The organism is Pseudomonas sp. CFBP 13710 (genome assembly GCF_014842235.1).
GTDB lineage: Bacteria > Pseudomonadota > Gammaproteobacteria > Pseudomonadales > Pseudomonadaceae > Aquipseudomonas > Aquipseudomonas baltica.
Genome location: NZ_JACYVJ010000001.1, coordinates 55,894 through 71,904 on the forward strand (window position 1 = coordinate 55,894; position 16,011 = coordinate 71,904).

17 protein-coding genes and 1 pseudogene are annotated in these 16,011 nt (G+C 64.5%); 4 read left to right on the top strand and 14 right to left on the bottom strand.

Annotated features, from left to right (window positions below; genetic code table 11):
• Positions 1 to 72: 72 nt before the first annotated feature.
• Together IFT44_RS21290 and IFT44_RS21295 are read left to right on the top strand one after the other, a co-directional pair.
• A pseudogene (locus IFT44_RS21290) lies at positions 73 to 843 on the top strand (MCP four helix bundle domain-containing protein); the annotation flags it as partial.
• A 66-nt stretch (positions 844 to 909) separates the two neighbouring features.
• The gene (locus tag IFT44_RS21295; protein ID WP_446730937.1) at positions 910 to 1,698 is read left to right on the top strand and encodes a methyl-accepting chemotaxis protein; all 789 of its coding nucleotides are present in this window, start codon (positions 910 to 912) and stop codon (positions 1,696 to 1,698) included.
• A gap of 33 nt (positions 1,699 to 1,731) precedes the next feature.
• Here the strand turns inward: IFT44_RS21295 and tspO are convergent, their stop codons facing one another.
• Positions 1,732 to 2,172: a tryptophan-rich sensory protein TspO gene (gene tspO / locus IFT44_RS00310; RefSeq protein WP_122712873.1), complete on the bottom strand. Its 441-nt coding sequence runs from the start codon at positions 2,170 to 2,172 to the stop codon at positions 1,732 to 1,734.
• Between the two features lie 285 nt (positions 2,173 to 2,457).
• Between tspO and cynS the strand changes: the two genes are divergently transcribed.
• Both cynS and IFT44_RS00320 read left to right on the top strand, forming a co-directional pair.
• Positions 2,458 to 2,925: a cyanase gene (gene cynS / locus IFT44_RS00315; protein WP_122478607.1), complete on the top strand. Its 468-nt coding sequence runs from the start codon at positions 2,458 to 2,460 to the stop codon at positions 2,923 to 2,925.
• Positions 2,926 to 2,935: 10 nt separating this feature from the next.
• A complete protein-coding gene (locus IFT44_RS00320) occupies positions 2,936 to 3,409 on the top strand; it encodes a nuclear transport factor 2 family protein (RefSeq protein ID WP_192175208.1) in 474 nt (157 codons plus the stop codon).
• Between the two features lie 33 nt (positions 3,410 to 3,442).
• Here the strand turns inward: IFT44_RS00320 and abaF are convergent, their stop codons facing one another.
• From abaF to IFT44_RS00385, 13 genes are all read right to left on the bottom strand, one after another.
• Positions 3,443 to 4,819: a fosfomycin efflux MFS transporter AbaF gene (abaF, locus tag IFT44_RS00325; RefSeq protein WP_122478604.1), complete on the bottom strand. Its 1,377-nt coding sequence runs from the start codon at positions 4,817 to 4,819 to the stop codon at positions 3,443 to 3,445.
• Positions 4,820 to 4,887: 68 nt separating this feature from the next.
• A complete protein-coding gene (locus IFT44_RS00330) occupies positions 4,888 to 5,805 on the bottom strand; it encodes a dihydrodipicolinate synthase family protein (protein ID WP_122478602.1) in 918 nt (305 codons plus the stop codon).
• A gap of 127 nt (positions 5,806 to 5,932) precedes the next feature.
• Positions 5,933 to 6,655 carry an amino acid ABC transporter ATP-binding protein gene (locus IFT44_RS00335; protein ID WP_122478600.1) on the bottom strand — a complete coding sequence of 241 codons (723 nt, stop codon included), beginning with the start codon at positions 6,653 to 6,655 and terminating at the stop codon, positions 5,933 to 5,935.
• The gene (locus IFT44_RS00340) at positions 6,648 to 7,298 is read right to left on the bottom strand and encodes an amino acid ABC transporter permease (RefSeq protein WP_122478598.1); all 651 of its coding nucleotides are present in this window, start codon (positions 7,296 to 7,298) and stop codon (positions 6,648 to 6,650) included. The genes IFT44_RS00335 and IFT44_RS00340 overlap by 8 nt, the downstream gene beginning before the upstream one ends.
• A gap of 10 nt (positions 7,299 to 7,308) precedes the next feature.
• On the bottom strand, positions 7,309 to 7,989 hold the full coding sequence (locus IFT44_RS00345) for an amino acid ABC transporter permease (RefSeq protein WP_122712866.1): 681 nt from the start codon (positions 7,987 to 7,989) through the stop codon (positions 7,309 to 7,311).
• Complete coding sequence (lhpI, locus tag IFT44_RS00350; protein ID WP_192175209.1) at positions 7,982 to 9,751, bottom strand: cis-3-hydroxy-L-proline dehydratase; 1,770 nt, start codon at positions 9,749 to 9,751, stop codon at positions 7,982 to 7,984. Before lhpI ends, IFT44_RS00345 begins: the two co-directional genes overlap by 8 nt.
• Before the next feature lie 10 nt (positions 9,752 to 9,761).
• Positions 9,762 to 10,580 (bottom strand): ABC transporter substrate-binding protein, encoded by an 819-nt coding sequence (locus IFT44_RS00355; protein WP_192102228.1) that lies wholly within the window; start codon positions 10,578 to 10,580, stop codon positions 9,762 to 9,764.
• A gap of 226 nt (positions 10,581 to 10,806) precedes the next feature.
• Complete coding sequence (locus IFT44_RS00360) at positions 10,807 to 11,556, bottom strand: AraC family transcriptional regulator (RefSeq protein ID WP_122478590.1); 750 nt, start codon at positions 11,554 to 11,556, stop codon at positions 10,807 to 10,809.
• 87 nt (positions 11,557 to 11,643) lie between these two features.
• Positions 11,644 to 12,900, bottom strand: a complete 1,257-nt coding sequence (locus IFT44_RS00365; RefSeq protein WP_192175210.1) for an NAD(P)/FAD-dependent oxidoreductase — start codon at positions 12,898 to 12,900, stop codon at positions 11,644 to 11,646.
• The gene (locus tag IFT44_RS00370; protein ID WP_192047320.1) at positions 12,897 to 13,133 is read right to left on the bottom strand and encodes a (2Fe-2S)-binding protein; all 237 of its coding nucleotides are present in this window, start codon (positions 13,131 to 13,133) and stop codon (positions 12,897 to 12,899) included. Before IFT44_RS00370 ends, IFT44_RS00365 begins: the two co-directional genes overlap by 4 nt.
• Positions 13,126 to 14,241 carry an FAD-dependent oxidoreductase gene (locus IFT44_RS00375; RefSeq protein WP_192136616.1) on the bottom strand — a complete coding sequence of 372 codons (1,116 nt, stop codon included), beginning with the start codon at positions 14,239 to 14,241 and terminating at the stop codon, positions 13,126 to 13,128. Before IFT44_RS00375 ends, IFT44_RS00370 begins: the two co-directional genes overlap by 8 nt.
• Positions 14,238 to 15,182, bottom strand: a complete 945-nt coding sequence (locus IFT44_RS00380) for a 4-hydroxyproline epimerase (protein WP_192175211.1) — start codon at positions 15,180 to 15,182, stop codon at positions 14,238 to 14,240. Before IFT44_RS00380 ends, IFT44_RS00375 begins: the two co-directional genes overlap by 4 nt.
• Before the next feature lie 109 nt (positions 15,183 to 15,291).
• On the bottom strand, positions 15,292 to 15,963 hold the full coding sequence (locus IFT44_RS00385) for an FCD domain-containing protein (protein WP_192175212.1): 672 nt from the start codon (positions 15,961 to 15,963) through the stop codon (positions 15,292 to 15,294).
• Positions 15,964 to 16,011 lie beyond the last annotated feature (48 nt).

Consider the following 16,011-nt stretch of genomic DNA (forward strand, 5'->3'; position numbering starts at 1 on the left):
CCCCATGCTCAAGATTCCTGCCGGCGGGCCGATGATGGTTGTCATCAACCCCCGATCGCAATGGAATCCTGCATGATCATCCGACGCCTCAATCTCGCCCCTCGGGCGATCGCTTTCTTCTCGGCCGTAGTCGCGGTCGTGATCCTTCTGGGCAGTATCTCCATCGTTCAGATGAACAAGCTCTACCAGGCCGAGCAGGACGTGGAAACCAACTGGATGCTCGGCATTCGCGATGCGGGTCAGATGAACAGCGGACTGCTCAGGTTGCGGCTCGAAAGCATGCGCGGTGCCACCACCACCGATGCCGCGCTTCGTGAACAGACGATTGCTGCGTTTCCGGGCTATCGCCGTACTTTTCAGGAAACCATCAAGCACTACGAAAGCACCGTTGCGAGCGACGATGACCGTAAACTTTACGAATCCATACGCTCCGATGCGGCAACGTATGACCAACTGCTGGGTCAGCTGGAACCTATGCTGCGTGCTGCCGACACCACTGCGGCAACTGCCTTGATCAACACGGCCATTCGTCCGTTGACCAATACCCTCGAAGGCAAGGTCAACCAGCTCATGGCGCTGAACGACCGCGGTGCCACGGATGCCGGCGATGCGGCGCTGGCGACGTTCGAGTCGGGACGCAACTGGGTCATCGGGCTGATGGCTGCGGCCGTGCTGGCTACCATCCTGCTCGCTGCGCTATTGATCCGCAGCATCACCCAGCCGATCAAGGAGGCCGTGCAGATCGCCCAGCGCATCGCGCGCAAGGACCTGACCGAAACGATCGTCGTGGTCGGGCAGGACGAGGCCGCCAGCATGCTCACCGCGTTGGCCCAGATGCAGGCCAACCTGCGCCAGACCATCGCGCACATTTCCGACAGTTCCAGCCAGTTGGCTGCCGCCTCGGAAGAGATGAGCGCCGTGACCGAGGAATCCAGCCGCGGTCTGGCGCGCCAGAACGACGAGGTCAATCAGGCTGCCAGCGCCGTCACCCAGATGAGCTCGGCCGTCGATGAGGTGGCACGCAATGCGGCAGAGGCCGCCGACGCGTCGGCAACCACCCAGTCCCTGGCCAGGGATGGGCTGGGCAAGGTCGAGCAGACCCTCACCGCCATTCAGGCACTGGCCACCAACGTGGGCAGCACCAGCACCCAGGTCAAGCAGCTGTCGTCACGGGCGCGGGAGATCAATACGGTGGTCGAGGTGATTCGCGCCATCGCCGAACAGACCAACCTGCTGGCATTGAACGCGGCCATCGAAGCGGCCCGCGCCGGAGAGCAGGGTCGAGGCTTCGCCGTGGTGGCGGATGAAGTGCGCGCCCTCGCTCACCGTACGCAGCAGTCGACCCAGGAAATCGAAAAGATGATCGGCTCCATGCAGACCGATTCGGTGCAGGCCGTGCAAGCCATGGAGCAGAGTCAGCAGATGGCCAGCGATTCGTCGGCCGTGGCGCAGCACGCCAGCGCATCGCTCAGTCAGATATCGGCATCGATCAACCTCATCAGCGAACGCAATACCGTAATCGCCACTGCAGCCGAGGAGCAGGCACAGGTGGCGCGGGAAATCGACCGCAACATCACCAGCATTCGCGACCTTTCGATCCAGAGCGCAGCCGGCGCCACGCAAACGGCCACTGCCAGCGGAGAAGTGTCGCGGCTGGCGGTCGGGCTGACCGCATTGGTCGGGGCGTTCGCGATCTGACCATGGCCGAGTGGGAGCCGCGCAACCGTAGCGTCAGCGATTGTTGCGCAGAATCGAGAAGTTCAGCGCCGCGGCCACGCAGAGCCAGGCCAGGTAGGGGAACAGAATCAGCCCGGTGATGACGTCCAGGCGCATTGCCAGGGCAACCATGGCGGCGGTCACCAGCCACAAGACCACGATGATCACCATCCCGGCGAGCAGGCGATGGGCGCCGAAGAATACCGGCGTCCACAGGGTATTCAGGGCGATCTGCGCGGCCCACAGCGCCAGTACCGTCTCGCTGCCCGGCAGTTGGGTCAGCCGATAGCCCGCCCACGCCAGCAGCAGGTAGATGACCGTCCAGGCCACGGGAAACGCCCAGTTGGGCGGGGTGAAACGCGGCTTGACCAGCGAGGCGTACCATTCGCCGGGCTTGAAGATGACACCGGTGCTGGCTGCGGCGGCGCAGGCCAGCAGAAAGATGAAGAAAACCATGATGAGTCCTTGTGCAAGGGCAGGGGGGCGCTGCAATAGCGAGATGTGCTATCAAGCTGACGCCTGAACCACGGAAAAGTTTGCGCGAGCGTGCAGCGCGTTCAGCCTTCCTCCCGCTGTCCTGCCGGGCCAACCGCAGCGCTCAGGTGACCAATGGGACGCAGCGGCACGAATCGAACCCCAGCTGAAATTGTGCAAGGCAGCCCTGATCATTGTGGTAGGTTTCGATGATTCCCTGCTGCCAAGCTGTCCAATCGACCCTGCGTTTCAGTCCGGAGAATCACCATGTCCCAGAGCAACGTTTCCAAGGTGCCGCGTCAGACCTTGACCGAACAAGTCCTGCAGGCCAAGGCCACGCACAATCTGACCTGGGCGGCGCTGTCCGAGGGGACCGGCCTGAGTACGGTGTATGTGACGGCCGCGCTGCTGGGCCAACACCCGCTGCCGCAGGCGGTTGCCGAAGTGGTGGCCGAGCGTCTGGGCCTCGACGCGCAAGCGGTCGTTCAGTTGCAGACCATACCGTTGCGCGGCAACGCCGAAGACGTGTCCAACGACCCGACCATCTATCGCTTTCACGAAATGGTCCAGGTCTACGGCACTACCTTGAAGGCTCTGGTGCATGAGCAATTCGGCGACGGCATCATCAGTGCGATCAACTTCAAACTCGACATCAAGAAAGTCGAAGATCCCGAAGGCGGATCGCGTGCTGTGATCACCCTGGACGGCAAGTTCCTGCCCTACAAGCCTTTCTAGGATCCTCGCCATGAACCAGGAAAACCGCCCACCGTTGCCACCTTTCACCGTCGAAACCGCCATTCGGAAAGTGCGTGGTGCCGAAGATGGCTGGAACACCCGGGACGCCGCCAGAGTGGCGCTGGCCTATACCCACGACACCTACTGGCGCAACCGCAGCGAGTTCATCGAAGGTCGAGCCCAGGCCCAGGCGTTTCTCGAGCGCAAGTGGCGCAAGGAGTTGGACTACCGCCTGATCAAGGAGCTGTGGGCCTTCGCCGACAACCGCATTGCCGTGCGTTACGCCTACGAGTGGCATGACGATTCGGGCAACTGGTTTCGCTCCTACGGCAACGAGAACTGGGAGTTCGCCGCCAACGGACTCATGCACCGGCGCTTCGCCTGCATCAACGACCTGCCGATTGCCGAGTCCGAACGCAAGTACCACTGGCCCTTGGGGCGGCGCCCCGACGATCACCCAGGGTTGAGTGATCTGGGGCTTTGAGGGCGCGCTGACGGCCATCGTCAGCGCAAGTGCTCAGGCCAGTTTGCCGCGCGACACGCCCGTTTGTTCCGAGGCCGCCACGCGTGCGGCGGCTTCGGCATCGACCGTGCGCAACGACTTGCCACGGGTTTCACGGGTCAGGCTGACGGCGACGATGGAGATTACCGCAGCCCCGACCAGGTACCAGGCGATGGGCGTGGAGCTGTTGTATTTGTTCAGCAGAGTGATTGCGATCAACGGCGCCAGCGAGCCGGCGAAGATCGGCGCCACCTGATAACACAGCGACAGCGCTGTGTAGCGCACATGGGTCGGGAACATCTCGGCCATGAGTGCCGAGTAGGGCGCATAGGTCATGGATTCGATGGCCAGGCCCAGAGTGATGGCCGCCATGATCAGCCAGTTGTTGCCGGTGTCCATCATCGGGAAGCCGACGAAACCCCAGAACGCCGTCAGTACCGCGCCGGTCAGGTACACCGGTTTGCGGCCGACCAGGTCGGAGAGGTAGCCCATCAGCGGAATCATGAAGAAGTGCAGGAAGTGCGCGCCGAACATCAGCAGCAGAATCTGCGAGGTGTCCTTGTGAACCACCAGCTTGAGGTAGGTGATGGAAAAGGTCACCACCGTGTAATACAGAATGTTCTCGGCAAACCGCGCGCCGATTCCCACCAACACTGAACGCCAGTGATGGCGCAGTACTTCGACCACACCCAGCTGTTCGGATTGAATCGATGCCTGGCGCGCCTGGGCTTCCTTGAAGATAGGCGCATCGTCGACGCTGCTGCGGATCCAGTAGCCGATCAGCACCACAATGGCCGACAGCCAGAACGCCACGCGCCAGCCCCAGGCCAGGAACTGCTCCTCGGAAAGCCCGGTGGACAGCCCCAGCAAGGCGACGGTAGCGATCAGGTTGCCCGCCGGCACGCCTGCTTGTGGCCAGCTGGCCCAGAAGCCGCGACGGTTGTCTGGGCAGTGCTCGGACACCAGCAGGATGGCACCGCCCCATTCGCCGCCGAACGCGAAGCCCTGGATCAGCCGCAGCAGCACCAGCAGCACCGGGGCCGCGTAGCCGATGGTGGCGAAACCTGGCAGGCAGCCCATCAGGAAGGTGGTGATGCCCACCACTACCAGGCTCAGTTGCAGCAGGCGCTTGCGGCCGAACTTGTCGCCGTAGTGGCCGAACACCAACCCGCCCAGGGGGCGGGCCAGAAAGCCCACTGCGTAGAGCGCGAAGGCAGCAATGATGCCGTCGATGGGGCTATCGGTCTGGCGAAAGAACAGCTGGCCGAACACCAGCGCGGAGGCCGTTCCGTACAGGAAGAATTCGTACCATTCGGCGACGGTTCCGGCCATGGCGGCCGCCACGACGCGTTTGAGTCCCGCTGGGGTGGTCGCGTTGGAAGAAGTGGACATGATCAGGCTTCCTGGAGTGGCAATGACAGGTACCCGGGCCTGGCGGATGCGCCTGGCCCGGTCGTGATTCAAAGACCGACGTCGGGCAGGGTGGGGCGGTTGGCCAGGGCCTTGGCCATGATGCGTTCGACGAACAGACGGTCTTCATCCGGCAGGGCCAGGCGCGGTGGGCGAGTGAGGGCGCTGCCGCGGCCCATGATCGCTTCGCACAGCTTGATGCACTGCACCAGGTCCGCCCGGGCGTCCAGGTGGAGGATCGGCATCAGCCACCGGTAGATTTCCATGGCTTCGGCAAAGCGTCCGGCCTTGGCCAGGCGGAAGATGGTTTCGCCTTCCTGTGGGAAAACGTTGGACATGCCCGACACCCAGCCTTCGGCGCCCACTGCGATGCTTTCCAGGACGACGTCGTCGAGGCCGGCGAACAGCACGAAGCGGTCGCCCACTTCGTTGCGCACGTCGATGAAACGCCGGGTATCGCCGGAGGAGTCCTTGAAGCACACCACGTTGTCGCAGTCGGCCAGGGAAATGAGGATCTCGGCGGTGACATCGTTCTTGTAGATGGGCGGGTTGTTGTAGACCATCAACGGCACGTCGGCGTGCTTGGCCACGTAACGGAAGTGCTCGGCGGTCTCGAAAGGCTTGGAGCCGTAGACCAGTGCCGGCATCAGCATGACGCCGTCCACGCCGGCCTTGCGTACGGCATTGGCGGTTTTCGCGGCAGCGACACTGGTGAATTCCGCCACCCCGCAGATGACCGGCACGCGCCCACCGGAGGCGTCGACGGCCACTTCGGTGACAGCGATCTTCTCTTCGGCGGTCAACGAGGTGTTTTCACCTACCGAGCCGCAGACCACCAGGCCTGACACGCCGTCGCGAATCACATTGGAAATCACCTGATGAGTCTTTTCCAGGTTGATGGAAAAGTCATCGTTGAATTGAGTGGTAACAGCCGGGAATACGCCACTCCAGTTGATGCGCTTGCTCATTCGATTTGCTCCGCTGATTAATGGTATTTCGTATACGCTTTGAGTCGTACATTGTTTGAAAAGGGTGATGCGGTTCCAGCCATGTTGTCGCGAGTAAGCGATGTGCCCGCTCGTGTATCGGTAGCGCCTATTTGACCGACTTCAGGAACGCGGCCGTTTCCGGCTGCAAGGGGTTGCCGATGACCTGGTCCGGGCTGCCGATCTCATGCACCAGGCCGTTGCGGAAAAACGCCACGCGATCGGACACATCGCGGGCGAAACGAATCTCGTGGGTCACCAGCACCATGGTCATGCCGTCTTCGGCGAGCATGCGCATGGTGTCGAGCACTTCGCCCACGAGTTGCGGATCGAGCGCCGAGGTGGCTTCGTCGAACAGCATGTAGTCCGGTGACATGGCCAGCGCTCGGGCAATCGCCATGCGCTGCTGCTGGCCGCCCGAGAGCTTGCCGGGAAAGGTATTGAATTTGTCGCTCAGGCCGACATGGGTCAACTGCTGCACGGCCAGCGCCTCGGCCTGCTCCTTGCTCTTGCCCAGTACCTTGCGTGGCGCCAGCATGACGTTTTCCAGCACGGTGAGGTGGGGAAAGGCATTCCATTGCTGGAACACGATGCCGATTCGCTGGCGCAGCTGGTTGAGGTTTGTGCTGCTGCCGTGGACCTCGACCCCGTCGACTCGAATGCTGCCCTTCTGGATCGGCTCCAGGCCATTGATGCACATCAGCAAGGTGGATTTTCCCGAACCCGAGCCGCCGATGATCGACACCACCTCGCCCTTGCTCACCGTCAGGCTGACGCCCTTGATGACCTCCAGTTCGCCGAAGGATTTGTGTACGTTGTCGATCTCAATCATTTTCCTGCCACCTTCTTTCCAGACGAGCGCCCAGGCGAGCGACCACCAGGCTCATGACGTAGTAGATGAGCCCGGCGATGCACAGCACCAGCAGCGGCTCCTGTATGCGCGTGACGATGGTCTGCGACGCGCGCAGCAGTTCGACGATACCGATCCACATCACCAGCGCGGTGTCCTTCATGACGCCAAGCACCAGGTTGAGCCAGCCGGGGAAGGCGACCCGGGTGGCCATCGGCAGGACGATGTAGCGCAGGTCTTGCCAATAGCTCAGGCCGAGCGAGCGGCTGGCCCGGCGCACCGATGGCGACACGGCAAGCACCCCGCTGCGGACGATCTCGGTGAAGTACGCCGCCGCGTAGACGCCCAGCACGATGCAGCCGACGCTGAACGCGCTGATGTTCAATCCGACGATGCTCTTGAGCGAATTGAGCAGTACGAACTGGATCAGCAACGGCACGCTGCGGAACACGTCCAGCACCCACGCCAGCGGCAGGCTGGCGCGCGGTGCGAGGGCCCGCAGCAGGCCGCACAGCAAGCCGCCGAAGGAGCCCGCCAGGATTGCCCAGAATGTCAGTTGCAGGGTGACCCAGGCGCCATCGAGCATGTACAGGAGGTCTGTCGCGGTGAGGCTGGTGGAAAACATGCGCCGCTCCTCAGTAGCGAAACAGACGCCAGCTCAACAGCCGGGCGAGGCCGACGATCAGCTTGGCGATCAGGTAATAGAGCACCGCGGCCATCGCGAAATATTCGAAGGTGCGGAAGGTCTTCACGTTGTAGTCCTGGGTGACGCCGGTGAGGTCGTCGTTGAGCCCGACCACCACACCCAGGGACGTCATCAGCACCGCCCAGACCATCTGGTTGCTCAGCGGGTAGAACACCACGCGCAACAGTTGCGGAACGATGATCATGCGGTAGGCCTGGAAGGCACTCATGCCCAGCGAGCGCGCGGCGCGCATCTGGGTGTCCGGCACCGCCTTGAGACCGCCGCGGAAATTTTCCGCCAGGTAGCCGGCGTTGTTGAAGGTGATGCCGGCCAGCAGTGCCAGCCAGGAGCTGACGTGCAGGCCCAGCGAGCCGAGGCCGAAGTACAGGATGTAGATCTGGAACAGCGACGGGGTGTTGCGCGCAATCGACACCCAGCCGTCGCCGATGCCGCGCAGCGCCCGGCCGCGGAACGTCCGTTCGGAGCCTGCACGCATCACGGTCAGAAGCAGGGCAATGAGCACGCCGAAAATCATCGACAGCGCCGCGGTTTCGAACGTCACCCACGCGCCTTGCAGCATGTCGGGCAGGGCGCGCCACGCAGCCCGCCATTGGAAGGTGTAGTCAAACATGCTCCGCGCCCTCCGCTGCACAGGTGGCCAGCCAGGCGGGCGGTCGAGCGCTGGTGGCGCCGCTGCACGCGCTGTCGACACAGGTGCCGAGGCTGGCGAAATGAACGCTGCGCCCGACCAGGCCGGGCGCGTAGTGGGCGTACTTGCCCGAGTTGGTCATCAGGCTGCGCACACCCACGGGAATGACCGGTTCGCCCAGCATGCACCAACAGGTGTCGGTGATCAGCGTGGCGCCGAAGGCCTCGAGCACGGCCACATGACCCGCCGCCCGTGCCTGTTCCAGCACCGCTCGGCCACAGGTGATGGCCAGTACCACGTCCGGGTGCCTGCGCAGGCCGCGGCAGAGCTCGGCCAGGCGGGCGAATTCGGTCAGGGAGAAGTGCGGGTTGCCCAGGGACACCAACCTTACCTGCGTGTCCCGGGCGCTGTTGAGTTCCATCCAGCTGGCGTACAGGTCTTGCAGGGAAATCGAGACGCGCGGCAGCGTCTCCGGCGAGTCACTCGAGTGCGCCGGGTTCAGGGCTTCCGGAGTGACGCCGGCGATATGAAACATGGGTGCAGCGCTGGTGGTGGCGAACGCGGCGCCGAATGCCTTGAGGTCGTCCAGGCTGGGCCTGAGGTGCTGCAGGCCGCTGATCAATGGAATGCGGCTGCCGCACCGGGTCCCGACGTGATAGCCGAGCAGCGGGTAGAAGCTGTCATCCAGTTCTTTCAACGCGGGTACGTCGATCAGCAGTTGGGCCCGACGTTGCTCCTGGAGATGGCAGCCGATCAGGGGCGCGCGGCCAGTCAATGCAATGCAGATGTCCAGGTAGTCCGGGTATTTGAGCGTGCGCGCACCGAGCACGCTGTTGGCGTATACCACCGCGTTGGACTCGGCCCACACCACTTGCTCGCCGAGCGCCGGTGCAGTGTCGAGCAGATAGGGCGCGCAGGTGAAACTTGCGCGCGCACCCATGGCCGTGTACGCGTCGCCCAACGCGCTGGCAGGCTCGCCGAGGGCCGGATCGATGCCCAGTGCTCGCCAGCGCCGCTGGTCCACCGAGATGGCGTTCAGGGTAGTGGGCACCCGCACCCGTGCGCCCCATTGCACCAGTTGTTCGGCAAACCGCAGGCTGGCAGGGCCGGTGTAGATGCAGCCGTCGATGTGCGCCTGAGTGATATCGACCAGTTCCCGCGCGCCCTGTAGACGGGCCATGCGCAGGACGATCTGCATCGCCACCTGCGCCGCCTTGCCGTGGCTGCCTGCGAGCAACTCATGGTCCCGGCTGTCGAGTGCAAAGCCGTCATCGAACGGCTCCGGCTGGCCGACGCCTGGCTGCGGCTGCCAGTCGTCCGCCGGCGTCTGGCTGTAGAGACCGAGCGTTGCCCCATCCAACCGAGCCCATGCCACGCCGCGCAGCGTATCGAAGGCTTCCTGGCCGATACACAGCACCGGCAGCGAGCGGGCGAAGAAGTGCTGTGCCACCAGCACGCCCAAGCTGAGGATTTCATCGGCTTCGGCCAGTACCAGCGCTGCCGGCGCGTGGCCGTTGCTGATCAGTTCCATCATGACGCTGCTGCCCGTGCAGGACCCGCGACTGCCGGGAATCGCCAGGACCCGGCCCGCCACCCGCTGACCACTGAGCGGGTGATGACGGTCGATCACCTCGCCACTGCTGGGGTCGACCCCGCCCCAGAAACTCAGGCCAGTGTCGGCAAACAACAGGGCGCCTTGTGCGCTGCCGTCCATCAGGCTGCGTCCACCGACGCTGCGTGGCATGGTCGTCACCTCAGTAGTAGACGTTGGGTACGGTGAGGTTGGCGGGCGCAATGTCGGTGCCGACCCATTTGACGAACAACTCGTTGTAGCGACCGCTGCGCACCTGCTGGTTGACGAACAGGTTGAGGTAGTTGAGCAGACCGTATTCGGTGCGCTTGGCGCCCAGGGAAACGTAGTCGATCACGTAGGGCGCATTGCCGGCGACCTTGAGGTTCTTGTATTTGCCGGATTTCAGAGTGGCGGCGGCCACGGTATTGGTGACCACGGTGGCCTGGATATGGCCTTGGGCGACGGCCAGAATGGTGTCGTTCTGCGACTGATACGCGCGGAAGCTGCCGCTGCCCCAGCCCTTCACGTCCTTTTCCAGCGCGATGGCCTCGTAGGTGCCGCTGGTGTTGCCCACTGCCTTGCCCTTGAGGTCGTCGAAGCTGTTGACGCCGGTGTCGTCGCGGGTCAGCACGACCATCTGGAAGGCGAAGTAGGGCACGCTGAGGCCGACGGTCTTGGCCCGTTCCAGGGTGTCGGAGGTGGAGGCCACGATTACGTCGGCACGGCCCGAGATGAGTGCCGGAATCCGGTCTGGAAACGGCGTCTCGATGACTTCGGCATCGACGCCCAACACCTTCGCCAGGTCGTTGCAGTAGTCGACGTCGAACCCCGCAGGCTTGTTGGCGCTGTCGCGCATGCCCATGGGCGGGAAGTCCAGGGTCACCGCACAGCGCAGCTTGCCGGAACCAATGATGTCGTCCAGCTTGTCGGCCTGGGCGGTCGCCATGAAAGTAGTACTGAGCACAGCGGTTAGGGCTACGGCGAAGGCGGGAGTTTTCATGGAGGCCTCGGAGTTGGGTGGGCACTGGAACTGTCATTGAGAATTTCGTATACGATATTTCAAATGCAACAGACGTGCCTGTTTTCGTTCGTGCTCGCGCTGTCGTCGTAAGCCCCTGAATCAGGGCGTATTCATCATGGATCGGCGATGGTGGAAGAGTCGGGTATGACGCCGTGGGGTGTTACATAAGGGAGCACCGCCCCAATGATTGCCCGCTAACGGAACATCAGCGATGGCTTTCGCGGTACAGGCTTGGCGAAAGGTGCGTCAGCGCGCGGAACTGCCGGCTGAACGCACTGTGGTCGGTGTAGCCACAGCGCAGGGCGACATCGGTGATGGGCAGGTCTTCGTCGCGCAGCAGGCGTGAGGCCTCCTCGAGGCGCGCCTTGTGAATCAGCTGGCGCGGGGTCAGGTGGAAGATCCGCTTGCAGTGACGCTCCAGTTGCGCAACCGACAGCCCGGCAATGGCGGTCAGCTCCGCGAGGCTGATCGGACGATGAAAATGGGTGCGGATGTGCGCATCGACCGCCGCCAGTTTCGCGAAGGCCGGGTGGCTCGACTGAGGCAACTGCAGGTCGCGGGAAATGCCGGCCAGGCCGATGATCCGACCCTGTTCATCGTGCAAGGCGATCTTGTGGGTCAGGCACCACACGGGCTGGTTGCCATAATAGAGGTGCAGCTCCAGCTGATTGGCCAATTCGCGGCCGCTGCCAAGGACCTTGCGGTCCTGTTCGGTGTACAGCGTGCCAAAGCGTGCCGGGAACACTTGCTCGGCGGTCAAGCCCAGCAGCTGCTGACTGGTCTTGAAGCCGCAACGCTTGGCCAGGGTGGCATTGACGAAGGCATAGCGGGCGGCGTCGTCCTTGATGAAAAACACCACGTCGGCCAAGGCGTCGAGCAAGGGGGCCAGGGGTTGCAGGCTGCCCAGCAGGTTCGGTAGTTGGCACGGGCTGGCGCTGAGGAATGCGGCGAGCATGGGGTCGAGGTCCGGAAGTGACTCCTGCAGGATAGTGCTGCCGGGCTGCTGCGCAAAGCCCGGACACTGTGTTTAGCAGGGCGGGGTTCAGGCGGGCGGGTGGCCGTCGAGGCGCAGCAGGGTCTCGATCCGTGCCGGGCTGAAGGGCGGTCGCGGTGCCGAGGGTTGCCAGCCGAACAGGTGCGCGGTGGCGGCGCCGCATACCCGCCCCTGGCAAGCGCCCATGCCGCAGCGGGTGGCGAGTTTGGCCTCGCGCCAATCGCAATGGGCGGCAAGCGCTGCAAACGGCACGTCTTCGCAGCGGCAGACCAGGGTGTCCGGCGCGCACAGGGCAGCGAGCGCAGGATCGAGGGCAAATGCCCGGTTCAGCACGGCGGCGAAGCCTTGCCAACGGGCCCGCTGCGGCCAAAGCCGCTGCGCCGCCGCCTGGTCGCCAGCGGCGGCGTGTCCGGCGATGCTGCCTTCCACCGAGGCCAGCTCGCTGCCGCCGAAGCCGGTGCATTCGCCTGCGGCAAAATGGTCCGCCAGGCTGCTCGCCTGCCAGGCATCGACGGCGATGGCCCGGTCCTGCAGCGCACAGCCCAAGGCCTCGCCCAGCTGCGTGTTGGGCACCAGGCCGAAGCCGCAGGCCAGCCGGTCACAGGGCAGTTCCCTGATTCGGCCCTGTTGCATCAGTCGTACGCCTTCCAGGCGGTCGTCACCCAGAGCGGCCAGCACATGGCTGCCGGTGCGATAGGCGGGCGAAAACAGTTGCAACGACTGCAGCCATTTATGGGGCCAGCGTGGCAGCTGCGTGGCAAATCCTGCCACGGCGCGAGTGCTGGCCTGCTCGGCGATGCGCAGGATCCGTGCGCCGTTCTTCGTTGCACTGTGCGCGCTGGCCAGCAGCAGCGGGCCGCTGCCGGCAACCACCACGCGTTCGCCCGCAACGGGCAGGCCGCCCTTGATCAACGCTTGCAGGCCACCGGCACCGGTCACGCCAGGCAGCGTCCAGCCGGGGAAGGGCAGCAGCAACTCGCGGGCACCGGTGCACAGAATCAGCTTTGCATAGCCGATGATCCAGCCGCGCTGGTCGCTCTCCACCAGTAACTGATGGGGCGCCGGCCGGGCGATCACTCGAGTGGAACCTTGGATCTGCACGTTGGCACACGCCTGCAGGCGCTCGCGCAGCCGTGTGGCCTGGGTGGGCAGCGAGGCCTGCGGGCCATCACGCCAGATCTGCCCGCCGGGCAACGGATTGTCGTCCAGCAACACGATGCGCAGGCCGCTGGGTACCGCTGCCAGCGCCGCATGGATGCCGGCCGGCCCGGCACCGATGATGAGAATATCGACGTGCTCGATCATGGCAGGCTCCGTACCTGCATGCCGTCGCGGCAGGACGTCTGGCACGCCAGGCGCCGCGCGCCGTCGATGGTCACACGGCATTCCTGGCAGATACCCATGCCGCACAGCGGCGCGCGCCGTTGGCCGCTGACCGAGGTGCGCGTGCAGCCATCACCGGCCATCGCCAGTGCCGCAGCGACGCTGGTGCCGACCGCCACCTGCAGCGTGCGTCCATCGACCGTCAACTCAAGCATGGCTGGACCCTCCAAGAAAACGTTGCGGCAGGTAGGGCGTTGCCGCCAGCGGCAGTGATTCGTCGAACAGTTGCGCCACCAGCAAATCGGCGGTCGCCGGCGCAGTGGTCACCCCCAGGCCTTCATGACCCACCGCCAGCCACAGGCCCGGACGCTGGGGATGCTCGCCCACCAGGGGCAAGCCATCCGGGCTGGCGGCGCGAAAACCGGTCCAGGCACGAATCACATTCAGCGTGTTCAGCGCAGGCACGTACTCTGCCGCGCGCCGGAGCATCTTGGCGAGCATCCAGCCTTCGACGTCGGGATCCGTGGTGTTGAATTGCCGCGAGGCGCCGATGAACAGTTGTCCGGTCGGGCGCGGCTGGATGTTGCAGGCCGTGGACGGCCCACTGGCGTTGTGGGCGCTGGTGACATAGCCCAGTTCCACCAGCGTGTGAGTGATCTGCGCGGGGTAGCGGTCGGTGATCGCCAGATGGCCTTTCTTGGCCTGGATCGGCAGCTCGGGGCACAGCTCGGTGGCCTGGATGCCGTTGGCCAACAGCACCATGCCAGCACTGAGCCATTGGCCGTCGGCCAGACGCACACGGTTGCCGTCTACCTCGGTGACCTTAGCGCGTTGCTGGCGGATCAACGGATGGTCGAGCATCCACTGGGCGGCCGCCGGCGCATACACAATGCCGTCCCCCTTGATCAACAGACCACCCTCCAGCCCTTCGCGAAGCAACGGTTCGCGCTCGCGCAGGGCGTTGCCAGCGAGGATTTCGCAGGCCTCGCCATGCTCGCGCAACACCTCGAACTTGTGCTCGGCAGCGGCCATTTCCTCATCGTTGGCGGCCAGCCACAGGGTGCCGTTGCTGCGGTAGGCGCAACCGTTGGGCAACGACCCGGCGATGTCGCGCCAGCGCTGCAGCGAATATTGGCTCAAGGCCAGTTCCGCCGCGTTGTCGTCGAGCACCAGCAGGTGGCCCATGCCGGCGGCCGTGGCACCCGGCGTGCCGGCGTCCAGCACCCGTACGCTCAGCCCGCGCTTGGCCAGGGCCTGGGCGCAGGCAGCGCCGACGATGCCTGCGCCGATGACGATGGCGTCGGCCACGGCCGTGGGGTTCACAAGCGGATACCCCAGGCGAAGGGATCGTCGGCCTGCAGGATCAGTGTGGCTTCGGCGCTGATGTAGGCCCGGCCGCGAATGGTCGGCACAACGGGCCCGTCGCTGCCGTGTTCCATGGCTTCATATGAACCCTCGAACTCGCTGCCGATGACGCTGGCCTGACGCCAGATCTGCCCGGGCTGCAGTTTGCCGTCGGCGGCCAGGCACGCCAGCTTGGCGCTGGTCCCGGTTCCGCAAGGCGAGCGATCGTAGGCTTTGCCGGGGCACAGCACGAAGTTGCGGCTGTCGGCCCGTTGGTCTTCGGCGAACAACTCGATGTGGTCGATCAGCCCGCCGTCCTCGCCGCGTATGCCTTGGTCCTCCAGCGCTTGCTGCACGGCGACGGTGTAGGCCGTCAGGGCGTCGAGGTTGTCGCCGCTGACCGCCAGGCCATGCTCGGCGACCAGGAAAAACCAGTTGCCGCCCCAGGCGATGTCGCCGGTGACCGAACCGATGCCCGGCACCTGCAGGGCGACGTCCTTGCGGTAACGATAGGCCGGCACATTGCGCACGCTCACCGAACCGTCCTCGTGCAGCGTGGCCTGGACGGTGCCGACCGGCGTCTCGACGGCGTGCACGCCCGGCCCGATTCGGCCCAGGTGGGCCAGCGAGGCGATCAAGCCGATGGTGCCGTGGCCGCACATGCCCAGGTAGCCGGTGTTGTTGAAGAAAATCACCCCGGCGCAGGCGTTCGGGTCTACCGGCGTGCACAGCAGTGCGCCTACCAGCACATCGCTGCCCCGCGGCTCCAGTACACAGGCGGCGCGCCAGGCATCATGCCGCTCGGCGAGCAATTGCTTGCGCTCGGCCATGCTGCCGGTGCCCAGCTCGGGAAAACCGTCGATCACCAGGCGGGTGGGTTCACCACCGGTGTGCGAGTCGATCACTTGGATGCGGGTCATGGGGCCACTCGTCGGGTCGGTAAAGTGACCCTGAGAATGGCGCAGATAGCCCTTTGCGGCTTGAGCTATTTAGCCCGTGACAATGACGAATTCGGCACAGTGCCAGGGTTCAGCGGGCGCTTGGCAGATGCTCGAACAGGGTCTGGCAGACGCCGGCGATGTGTTCGTCGAGCAGGCGCACGGCCAGCTCCGCGTTGCGCTCGCGGCAGGCCTGGAGAATCTCCCGGTGCTCGTGATCGGCGCGATCTTTGCCGGCCGACAGGCTCATCTGCATGCGCAGGTAACGCTCCAGCTTGTCGTTGACCGAACGAATCATCCCCACCAGGAACGGCCGTTGCGCGGGCTCGTAGAGGCAGGCGTGCAGCGCCCAATTCAGCTCGGCCCAGCGGCCCACGTCGGTTTCACCGATGAACTCGCGGCAGATGCTCTCGGCGCGGGTAAAAGTGGCCTCGGTCATGTTCGGAATGGCCAGGCGCAGCACCTTGTCTTCGAGCAGCATGCGCACTTCGAACATCTGCGCCAGCTCCGACTCCGACAGGCGCGTGACCATCGCCCCGCGATTGCGCTGGAACATGACCAGACCCTCGGCTTCGAGACGCTTGAGCGCTTCGCGAACGGGGATCTTGCTGACATTGAACTGGCGGGCGATGTCGTCCTGACGGATCGGTTCGTCCTCGGCAAAATGCCCGGCAACGATCGCGTCGCGAAGGTGCCGGGTGATGATCTCCGAGGTCGAGGGAGAATTGCCGAGGTCCGGCGCGTTGAGTTTGGTCTGGGCCACGATGCTGGGTCATTCGAGGGATTGAGTGCATATGGTATACAGTTTTGC

Bases quoted from the DNA above. Each gene is read 5' to 3' on its own strand.
- tspO (WP_122712873.1), bottom strand. From the start codon at position 2,172: ATGGTTTTCTTCATCTTTCTGCTGGCCTGCGCCGCCGCAGCCAGCACC.
- IFT44_RS00335 (WP_122478600.1), bottom strand. From the start codon at position 6,655: ATGATTGAGATCGACAACGTACACAAATCCTTCGGCGAACTGGAGGTC.
- IFT44_RS00355 (WP_192102228.1), bottom strand. From the start codon at position 10,580: ATGAAAACTCCCGCCTTCGCCGTAGCCCTAACCGCTGTGCTCAGTACT.
- IFT44_RS00365 (WP_192175210.1), bottom strand. From the start codon at position 12,900: ATGATCGAGCACGTCGATATTCTCATCATCGGTGCCGGGCCGGCCGGC.
- abaF (WP_122478604.1), bottom strand. From the start codon at position 4,819: ATGTCCACTTCTTCCAACGCGACCACCCCAGCGGGACTCAAACGCGTC.
- IFT44_RS00360 (WP_122478590.1), bottom strand. From the start codon at position 11,556: ATGCTCGCCGCATTCCTCAGCGCCAGCCCGTGCCAACTACCGAACCTG.
- IFT44_RS00320 (WP_192175208.1), top strand. From the start codon at position 2,936: ATGAACCAGGAAAACCGCCCACCGTTGCCACCTTTCACCGTCGAAACC.
- IFT44_RS00345 (WP_122712866.1), bottom strand. From the start codon at position 7,989: ATGTTTGACTACACCTTCCAATGGCGGGCTGCGTGGCGCGCCCTGCCC.
- IFT44_RS00370 (WP_192047320.1), bottom strand. From the start codon at position 13,133: ATGCTTGAGTTGACGGTCGATGGACGCACGCTGCAGGTGGCGGTCGGC.
- IFT44_RS00380 (WP_192175211.1), bottom strand. From the start codon at position 15,182: ATGACCCGCATCCAAGTGATCGACTCGCACACCGGTGGTGAACCCACC.
- IFT44_RS00330 (WP_122478602.1), bottom strand. From the start codon at position 5,805: ATGAGCAAGCGCATCAACTGGAGTGGCGTATTCCCGGCTGTTACCACT.
- IFT44_RS00340 (WP_122478598.1), bottom strand. From the start codon at position 7,298: ATGTTTTCCACCAGCCTCACCGCGACAGACCTCCTGTACATGCTCGAT.
- lhpI (WP_192175209.1), bottom strand. From the start codon at position 9,751: ATGCCACGCAGCGTCGGTGGACGCAGCCTGATGGACGGCAGCGCACAA.
- IFT44_RS21295 (WP_446730937.1), top strand. From the start codon at position 910: ATGAGCGCCGTGACCGAGGAATCCAGCCGCGGTCTGGCGCGCCAGAAC.
- cynS (WP_122478607.1), top strand. From the start codon at position 2,458: ATGTCCCAGAGCAACGTTTCCAAGGTGCCGCGTCAGACCTTGACCGAA.